Source organism: Streptomyces atratus (genome assembly GCF_014648655.1).
Classification (GTDB): Bacteria; Actinomycetota; Actinomycetes; order Streptomycetales; family Streptomycetaceae; genus Streptomyces; species Streptomyces atratus.
This window is the reverse complement of record NZ_BMRN01000066.1, coordinates 18,908-27,269: the sequence shown is the minus strand read 5'-3', so window position 1 is coordinate 27,269 and position 8,362 is coordinate 18,908. Positions and strand designations below refer to the sequence as shown.

Here is an 8,362-nt window from a genome sequence, read left to right as displayed (position 1 = left end):
CGCGTCCAGGTAAGTCAGGCGACCCAGGAACCTCCCTCCGAGTTCCTCCCGACTGCGTCGGGGATACAACGAAGCGCCTCACGGCGCACACCCGCCGTGCGCCTCTCAACGCAACGGGCTCTCCACGGTTTCTGCCGTCAGACGGGGGTCGCAGGCTGCCATGGGTTGGGGATCGTGCCGGCCCGGTATCGGTGACGGCAGACCGTGACCGATGCGATCCGGAACAGCTCGACCCCGTCCGCCGCGATCGGTAGCCACCGCCCGTTGGGAGTGGTGAACCGGCGGCGGACGTCGCCCCAACTCCACCGGCGACGTGCCCGCAGCATGCGGATCAGACGCCACCACACGAAGCCACCCTCAGCTCTCGCGTATGCCGGGCGCCAGCCGTACCGTCACCGTCTTGGGCCGTTGGTACTCCTGGAGCGCCAGCGTGCTCAGGTCCGTTCCGTGGCCGGACGCGCCACGCCCGCCGTGCGGGAGCTCCGCCGTCTGCACCAGATGGCAGTTGAGCCAGGCCTCGCCCGCGTCGAGACGGGCCACGAGATCGAGCCCCGTGCCGAGATCGGTCGTCCAGACACTGGCCGCCAGGGCCTGGGGGACACCGTTTGCCAGGCTCAGGGCCGCCTCCACGGTGTCCGCGTGCTGGACCGTGAGGAGCGGGCCGAAGACTTCCTCGGTGACCGTCGGGTCGTCGTGCGGGAGATCCGCAAGGAGAAGGGCCGCGCGCCAGTGGCCGTGCTCCTCGCCGGGCGGGGCGGCGATGTCCGCCGCCAGCTGTCGCTTCGCCGACGAGGAGGCGACGAGGGAGTCGTAACGCGCCACCTGGTCCGGGTTGTTCAGCGGGCCGAAGTCGCGGCCTGCCAGCCGGGCACCCATCGCCTCCGCCAGGTGGGCCACCGTCGACTCGTAGTTCTCCGTGAGCGTGATGACCCGGGCCGGCGCCGCGCAGCTCTGGCCCGCGTTGTACGTGGCCGCTTCCGCGAGCGACGCATACGTGTCCGCCGGGGCGTCCGGGAGAACGACGGCCGGGGCGTTGCCGCCCAGCTCCAGGCTGATCCGGCGTGTCCCCGCCCGCGCCGCCACATCCAGGCCCGCCCGGCCGCTGCCCGTGAACGCGACCATGTCCACCGGGGACTCGACCAGCAGCCGGCCCGTCCGCCGGTCTCCCGGAAGCGACTGGAGTACGCCCTCGCCCAGGGTCCGCGCGGCGTGCTCCGCCAGCAGTTCCAGAGTGTCCGGAGTGGTCTCCGCCGGCTTCACCACCACCGTGTTGCCCGCGGCGAGTGCCGGGGCGCAGCGCCAGGCCGCCATCATCAGCGGGTAGTTCCAGGGGACGATCACCCCGACCACGCCCATCGGCTCCCAGCGGACCCAGCTCTCGTGCCCGGACACCAGTCGGCCCGCCGCCGGGGCCGTCCGGGTCCGTGCCGCCGTCGCGTAGAAGCGGAACAGATCCGCCACCTGTTCGATCTCGCCCGCCGTCTCCGCATCCGGCTTGCCCGTCCCGGCCCGCTCACGAGCCGCGTACTCCGCCGCGCTGACCTCGATCAGCGTCGCCAGCCGGTCCAGGCGCCGCGCCCGGTCCCTGGGGGGCAGGGAGCTCCACGTGCCCAGCGCCGTACGGGCCGCCGCCACGGCCACAGCCACCTCGGGCTCGCGGGAGACCGGCGCCGTGCCGCGGGAACGGCCCGTGCGAGGGTCGGTGAGTTCAGTGTTCATCGTTGCTTCCCGCTCGTCGCTTCCTGCTGCTCGTTCCTCACAACGCGTACGATCGCAGCCACAGTTCCAGCGTCAGCACCAGCCACAGCTTGCCGCCCTGACGGGGCAGAAGCATGCCCTCGCCCTTCATCCAGGTGCGGACCGTGTCCGGGCGGAACAGGCCTCGGCCGGTCGACTGCCGACTCAACAGCAGATCGTTCCCGAGATCGCGCAGAGGACCCGTCAGCCACTGCTGCACCGGCACCCGCATCCCGCTCTTCGGGCGGTCGACGACCGTGTCGGGGAGGAGGTCGCGCACGGCCTCCTTGAGGATCCACTTCTCCGCCGAGCCACGGAGTTTGTACGTCGGCGGCGTCGCGAACGCGTGGTCGACGACCCGGCGGTCGAAGAGCGGTGCCCGGCCCTCGATGCCCTGCGACGCCGTCAGGCGCTCCACCTTTGTCAGGATGTGGTGCGCGCCCTTGGTCCGCAGATTGCAGTGCAGGAGCTGGTTGAGGAGATGGCCCATGCGGTGCGGGCTGTCGGCGCCCGGAGTCAGATACGGCTCCACGAACCGCTGGGGGCGTGGGGCGTCCCGCAGCGCGTCGAGCGTCTGCGCGGTCAGTAGCGTCGGGAGGTCCGTCCAGCACTTGCGGTACGAGCGCAGATACGCCGTCGCCCGGTCCTCGTCCCAGAGCGCCCCCGGTTCGCGGTGCATCTCCTGCACCAGCATCGGGAGGTTCTTCGGGCCGCCGAACACGGGGTCGCCTCCCTCGCCGTTGAGCACCACCGACGCGCCGTCCGCGGCCACGGCCTCCGCGAGCAACAGGTTCGGGACCGTCAACGGATCGCCCACCGGACTGTCCAGGAGCGCAGCCGCCTCCGCGAGCCGTGAGGCGACCGTCTTCCCCGACACGTCCAGGACCCGGTGGCGGGTATGGCAGTGGGCGGCCACCAGGCCCGAGTAGCCCAGCTCGTTGGGGAGTTCGTCGCCGAAGCTGATCGAGTACGTGTGAACCGGATGACTGTGGAGTTTCGCCGCCAGCGCGGTGACGAGGGAGCTGTCGATTCCGCCGGAGAGAAGGACCGCAGCCGGCTCCGCCTCCGGGAGCCTGTCGGCCGTCGCCCGCTCCAGGAGCGCCCGCAGGGCCAGGACATGCTCCGTCGGATCCTGCGGCACCGGCTGCGCGATGTGCTCGCGGGGCTCCCAGTGCACCGCTTCGGTGACCGTGCCGTCCTGCGCCAGCCGCAGCACCCGCCCGGGCAGGACTTCCCGTACGCCGGTCAGGAGCGTCTCCTCGCCCGGCAGATAGGCGAAGGTGAGGAAGGAACGGACCGCGGACAGATTCATCGACGTGCCGAGCGCGGGCCAGCGCCGCAGCGCCCTCAGCGAGGTCGAGGCCGCCCAGGCTCCTTCGGCGCGGGCGTAGAAGAGCGTCCGGGCGCCCACGTGGTCGCGGATCAGGATCAGGTCCGTGCCGTCCAGCACGGCCAGCACGAACATGCCCTCGGCCAGCGCCACTCCCGCGTCGCCGAGCCGGGCCCAGCAGTGCAGCAGCAGTTCACCGTCGGAGCAGCGGGCGGGTACGGGGGTGCCCTCGGCGTGCAGCGCGGACAGGAGGGCCGGGCGGTTGTGGAGGGTGACCTCACCCACCGCCGTCAGGCCGTATGCCGTGAACGGGCCTTCGGCCCGGCCGGGTTCGCCCGCGATCAGTCCCAGATCAGCCCCGGCGACGTCCACGGCTGCCCGGCCGGTCCCGGCCGCACCCATCGCCTCGACATGGGACCGGGCTTGCCGGGTGGTCGGGGCCAGGCAGACGCAGAAGCGTGCCATGGACGGCTCCTTTCCTTTGTGTTCTCTGGTCCGTACTGCTACCGCCGCCGTTACGGCTTCCGGTGGTGTCGACGCGGCCGGCTCAGCCGAAGTCGTCGTCGCTCCAGGCTTCCTCGCCGTCGTCCCAGCCGGCGTCCCAGTCGTCCGCCCCGCCGCCACCGGAATCGCCGCCCCCGCCCGAGTCGCCCGAGGACGACGACTGGCTCTGCGCCTGCTGCTGGCGGAGCTCCTCCTCCTCTTCCGGGCTCATGCTCAGCGGCGGCAGCTGGGCGGCGGTGATGGCGAGGCCCGCTATGCCCAGGCCCGCGAGCATGACGCCCATCCTGCCGCCGAACGACGTCCGGTTGACCGTCACCGTCTCGCCGCGGTCCCACAGGGTGCGGCCGTATCCGATGTCGCGGGCGTACGTCACCGTGCCGTCGGCGAGGACCCGCTTGATGATGCGGTTGCCGAGGAGTTCGTCGGTGCCGGAGGCATTCCGGTTGTCGTGCCAGCGCACGAGGCCACTGGGGGAGCTCTCGCGGTGGCGCCACTCCTCCCGGCCGTCCTCGTAACGCCGGTGGACGCTGCCGTCGGCGAGCAGCTCGTCGAAGTAGCCGATCTCTTGAGGTCGGATCATCGTGTGCGTTCCTCGGGTCTGTGGGGCGGTCGTGGCCGCGTGAAGGAGAGCTCGCTCGGACGGGTCACCGCGCGGTCCATGGGCGGGTGACGCGGCGGATCACGAGGCGGGCCAGGTCAGGAAACCCGTGGTGCGCAGCCCGCGCAGTTCGGTCCACATGGAGTTCCGGGGCGGGCGGGGTCCCCGTGTGAGCTGCAGCACCGTACGTACCAGGCGGGGCGGTGACACCGCCGCGACCTGCGCGAACCGTCCCCGCGCCAGCCACGTGGCCTCCTGGGGCCGCAGCGCCGGAGGCCAGGGTCCGAGAGGCGGAGCCGGTGCCGGGCCGCGGCCGGTGGGAAGTCGCAGGGCCGCCGCGTGACGGGGTACGAGTCCGATCGACGCCACCCGTAGGCCGGGGACGCGGCCGAGAGCGGCCCTGATCTGCGCCGGGAGCTCGATGCCCTCCGGGCTCGCGTCGTGCAGCACATGGACCGTCGCGCCCTCCGCCCGCTCCAGCGCCGCGACGAGGCGCGGCTCGAGAGGCAGGGCGTCGGGTGCCGAGAGGACGGGGCAGGCCGCCTCCAGGTGCACATGGTTGGAGAGCAGCATGCGGGCGATCGAGCGGTCCTGGCAGACGAGAAGGCGGGGCAGCCCGTAGGCGTAGACGTCGGGTTCGGAGGAATCGGGCGTGGCCGCGGGCCGTGGCCACGCCGACGGTACCGGCGGGAGCAGGCCCTCCACGGTCTCCCTGCCCCGCGCATCCAGGGCGCGTGTGAACGTGCGCAGACGCAGGGGAGGGGCCGGGGTCCGAGGGATGCGGGTGAGCAGGGTCGCGGCCGGGCTCAGGACGCGGCAGGTCTCGTAGTAGAGCTGCCGTTCCGTGAACCGGATGCCGCCGGGGCCCGCGGCGCGGGCGGCGGCCCCGGTGATCGCGAGATCGAGGAGGCGGGCGCCGGGCCCGCGGCCGGTTCGGGGAGCCGGGGCGATGGAGGTCCCGCTTCCGGGAGCCTGGGGACGTCGCGTGGTCATGCGGAGCTGGTGCCTTCCCTCTTGGACGTGCCGGCGCCGGGTCGGCCGGTGTCCCGCGCGTGTGGGGTCTGCGGTGCCTGCGGCCAGGTGAGGAAGCCGTTGGTGTGGGCGTGCCGGGGGCCGGGCGGCGGGGCGGCCAGGGCCCGCTCCACCGCCCGTACGACGATCGATTCGAGGAGGCGCGGCGGCACTGCGGCGATCGGGCTCCAGAAGCCGTCGGCGAGCCACTTCGCGTCGGCCTCGGGCAGACCCGCGACCGTGCGGAGCTGTTCCGCGTCGGCCAACCGATTGTGCCGGGCGAGCCGTACGACGCCCTGCTTGCCCCTGGCCGCGGAGACGGGGAGGCCCGCGTCCACCACGACCCGGTCGGGCTGCGCGGCGCGGATGAGCGGTGCCAGCAGGACGCCCAGCGGGTCGGCGTCGTGCAGGACGACCACCGGGAGCGCGCTGCGGTACTCCGCGAGTTCCTTGAGGGCCCCTGTCACGATGTCGGAGCGCCCCGCTGTTCCCTCCGTGCCGGCGGCCTCCAGGAGGACGGCCCCCAGACGGCCGGGAATGTCATTGGCCGTGAGGAAGAGGGCTGCCACCCGGTCGGTGCAGAGGATCACGGCCGTGGGCCGGGACAACGGAGCAGACGCACGGGAACGGCTCGCGCCGCGCGGCCGGGGCACGGGGCGCGCGTCGTCGACGACGCCTTTCGGCAGCCGGCCGTACGCCGTCGACCAGGCGCCCGTCATCAGCTGACGGAACGTCTCTTCGGAGGGGATGATCTGCGAACGGGGCGGCCGACCGGGGCGATGGCGCATGGCCGATGCGACGACGAGGACGACGCACCCGGCAGCTCCGGCGACGAACGCGAGGACACCGTCGGTCAGGACCGCGCACAGGAGGAGGGCGACGGCCACCGGCAGAGCCACGAGCCAGCGGATCCCGGCCGGCACACCCTGCGGATCCTGCTCGGCCCACGCGTAGTTGCGGGTGCGGGACAGATACCAGAGCTGGGTGAGGGTGATCTTCAGGCGGCCGTGGTCGGTGGCGCGCTCCGCGATGCCTCGGATGCGGATGTCATGCATGCCCTTGCCGTGCACCGCGGGGTCGAGCGCGAAGCGCTTCCCGCAGTGCGCGCAGATTCTGCCGCTGCGCTGCTTGCCCGTCAGTGAGGCTGCGCAGCGGGGGCAGATCATCGCTCACCCGCGTGGTCCTGGGCTGCCGGACCCGGCCAGGTCATGAACCCCACGGACGCAGCGCGACGCCGTTCCGGATCGGCGCTCCGCGTGACCTGTTCGGCGACCCGGGTGACTGCGGCGAGCAGCCTGGCGGGGGGCATGCCGACGAGCGGGAAGCGCCAGCCCTTTCCCAGCCACTTCAGCTCCTCCTCGGTGAACTCGCCCAGCGCGGTGAGCCGCGCCATGGTCTCCCTGTCGGGCTTCTCCTGCTTGTCGCGGTAGGGCACGGCCTGCGCCAGACGACGGACGGTGCGCAGCGGCAACCCGGCGTCGATCACTGTGCGTTGCCCCAGGCACTCGCGGACCTGCCGGACGAGGAGTTCCCCGTGCGCGTCGGCGTCGTGCAGCACGATCACCGGGCCCCGCGTGGGCAGGGCGCGGACCGCGTCGAGATCCTCGGCCGGCGCGATTCCGTAACGGGCGGGCAGGCCGTCGGCGACCAGGAACGCCGTGATGGAGCGGTCGGGGCACAGGAGTACGGCAGCAGGCTGAGCTTCGGAGGGTGCACGAACTCCGGCCCGAGAGGGAACGGGAGGGCTGTCGTCGACCACCCCGGGCGGCAGTCCGCCGTACACGTTCCGCCAGGGCGCGAGCGCCTCCGAACGGAACGCCGCACGGCTCATGACCGGGAAGCCCCGGCTCACACCGGCGGCTCGTGCGAAGGCGAAGCCTGCGGCGGCGAGCAACAGGGCGCCCGAGACGAGGAGGAGGTACGTGATCCCGGCGACGATGGCGAAGAAGCCGACGAACAGGCCCGCGCCGAGCGAGGCACTCGCACACCCCGGCGCGAACCGGCTCTCCTTGAGGCGCTTGCGCGAGAGCGCGTACCACAACTGATCCGGCACCACTGCGATCCTGCCCTCCTCCGTCACCTTGGCGAGGATCCTGCGCACCCGCAGGTCGCTGAGGCCGAGGGAGTTGGTCTTGGGGTCGAGCGCGTACGTGCGCCTGCAGTGGGAGCAGGTGTTGTCGGGGCGCTCCTTGCGGAGCAAGTTCTTCTCGCAGTGCGGACAGATCACCGGCGGACCTCCAGTGCGGCCGCCACACGGCGCAGTCGTTTGGCCAGACGCTCGCGGACGGTGGTGGTGGCGATGCCCCGGTCCTGCTGAAGGTGCTCGATGTCGCGCAGGGCGGCGGCGAGAGCGCGGTAGTCGGTGGCGGTGGCCACGGCCACCTGGCCGGTCGTCGGGGTGTCGCCCGTGGCGCGGCGCTCCGCCTCCCCGGCGGTTATCGCGTAGTCCTCGTGGTCGATCCCGTAACCGGTGTTGGCTGCGAGGATCGTCAGCGGATCGGTGCCCCTGTTCGCGAAGGAGTGGGGCATCATCTCCGGAATCCGTATCAACATCCCGGGAGTGAGCGGGACTTCGGTGACCCGGTCGCGGTCCGCGTCGTGGAGGCCGCATGCCGCGTGGCCCAGGCTGAGGACGAAGTGCTCACCCCCATGGGCATGCGGGGTGAAGGCGCTGCGTGGCCCCACCACACCGAGTTTGACCGTGGCGTTCGAGGGACGTTCGGGGGAGGTTGCCGCGTCGCCCACCAGGTAGTGGGCGAACTGTCCGTCATCAATGAAGCGGAGGAACTCCCGCTCGGGTCCCAGCTCGCGGGCGCCCTCGCGGTCGGCCAGCTCGATGCCTCCGTCCGGCCTCAGGTGGTACAGCTCCACACCCTCGGGGAGCGTGCCCCACGCTCCGTCCGGCATGGCGTCGGATATGCCGTCATGCGGTCTCCGGGACATCGCGCCTCCCCCTGTGTTCCTGTGCGCGGCGCGCGCTTCGCAAGCGCATCGTACGGCCTTGATTCACAACAAGGGGAGCCTTGGGAGCGACACTTGGGCAACGCGCGCGGGAACGGTGGGCGAACGCGCGTCGAGACGGCAGCGTACGCGGGGTGTGGACCACGGACGATTGGGTGCCGTGCTGTCTCTTCCGGGCGGGTGCGGGGCCGGTGTGCGCGGCGGTGCGTCACGACGATGAC

General features: G+C 72.2%; 7 protein-coding genes. All 7 read right to left on the bottom strand.

Features of this window, described 5'->3' with window-relative positions:
* Positions 1-357: 357 nt before the first annotated feature.
* The 7 genes from IEZ15_RS39930 to IEZ15_RS39900 all read right to left on the bottom strand — a co-directional run bounded on the left by IEZ15_RS39930 (position 358) and on the right by IEZ15_RS39900 (position 8,123).
* Positions 358-1,719: an aldehyde dehydrogenase family protein gene (locus IEZ15_RS39930; protein ID WP_189281890.1), complete on the bottom strand. Its 1,362-nt coding sequence runs from the start codon at positions 1,717-1,719 to the stop codon at positions 358-360.
* A 37-nt stretch (positions 1,720-1,756) separates the two neighbouring features.
* Complete coding sequence (locus tag IEZ15_RS39925; protein WP_189281889.1) at positions 1,757-3,532, bottom strand: asparagine synthetase B family protein; 1,776 nt, start codon at positions 3,530-3,532, stop codon at positions 1,757-1,759.
* Positions 3,533-3,614: 82 nt separating this feature from the next.
* The gene (locus IEZ15_RS39920) at positions 3,615-4,151 is read right to left on the bottom strand and encodes a hypothetical protein (protein ID WP_114242657.1); all 537 of its coding nucleotides are present in this window, start codon (positions 4,149-4,151) and stop codon (positions 3,615-3,617) included.
* Positions 4,152-4,250: 99 nt separating this feature from the next.
* Positions 4,251-5,162: a hypothetical protein gene (locus IEZ15_RS39915; RefSeq protein ID WP_229846458.1), complete on the bottom strand. Its 912-nt coding sequence runs from the start codon at positions 5,160-5,162 to the stop codon at positions 4,251-4,253.
* Positions 5,159-6,346, bottom strand: a complete 1,188-nt coding sequence (locus tag IEZ15_RS39910; RefSeq protein ID WP_189281888.1) for a hypothetical protein — start codon at positions 6,344-6,346, stop codon at positions 5,159-5,161. The genes IEZ15_RS39915 and IEZ15_RS39910 overlap by 4 nt, the downstream gene beginning before the upstream one ends.
* Positions 6,343-7,407: a hypothetical protein gene (locus tag IEZ15_RS39905; RefSeq protein WP_189281887.1), complete on the bottom strand. Its 1,065-nt coding sequence runs from the start codon at positions 7,405-7,407 to the stop codon at positions 6,343-6,345. The genes IEZ15_RS39910 and IEZ15_RS39905 overlap by 4 nt, the downstream gene beginning before the upstream one ends.
* Positions 7,404-8,123, bottom strand: coding sequence for a cupin domain-containing protein (locus IEZ15_RS39900; RefSeq protein ID WP_114242654.1), 720 nt, complete (start codon positions 8,121-8,123; stop codon positions 7,404-7,406). The genes IEZ15_RS39905 and IEZ15_RS39900 overlap by 4 nt, the downstream gene beginning before the upstream one ends.
* Between the last annotated feature and the right edge of the window lie 239 nt (positions 8,124-8,362).

Excerpts from the sequence above, each read along its gene's own strand:
- IEZ15_RS39930 (WP_189281890.1), bottom strand. The coding sequence starts at position 1,719 with ATGAACACTGAACTCACCGACCCTCGCACGGGCCGTTCCCGCGGCACG.
- IEZ15_RS39915 (WP_229846458.1), bottom strand. The coding sequence starts at position 5,162 with ATGACCACGCGACGTCCCCAGGCTCCCGGAAGCGGGACCTCCATCGCC.
- IEZ15_RS39900 (WP_114242654.1), bottom strand. The coding sequence starts at position 8,123 with ATGTCCCGGAGACCGCATGACGGCATATCCGACGCCATGCCGGACGGA.
- IEZ15_RS39910 (WP_189281888.1), bottom strand. The coding sequence starts at position 6,346 with ATGATCTGCCCCCGCTGCGCAGCCTCACTGACGGGCAAGCAGCGCAGC.
- IEZ15_RS39925 (WP_189281889.1), bottom strand. The coding sequence starts at position 3,532 with ATGGCACGCTTCTGCGTCTGCCTGGCCCCGACCACCCGGCAAGCCCGG.
- IEZ15_RS39920 (WP_114242657.1), bottom strand. The coding sequence starts at position 4,151 with ATGATCCGACCTCAAGAGATCGGCTACTTCGACGAGCTGCTCGCCGAC.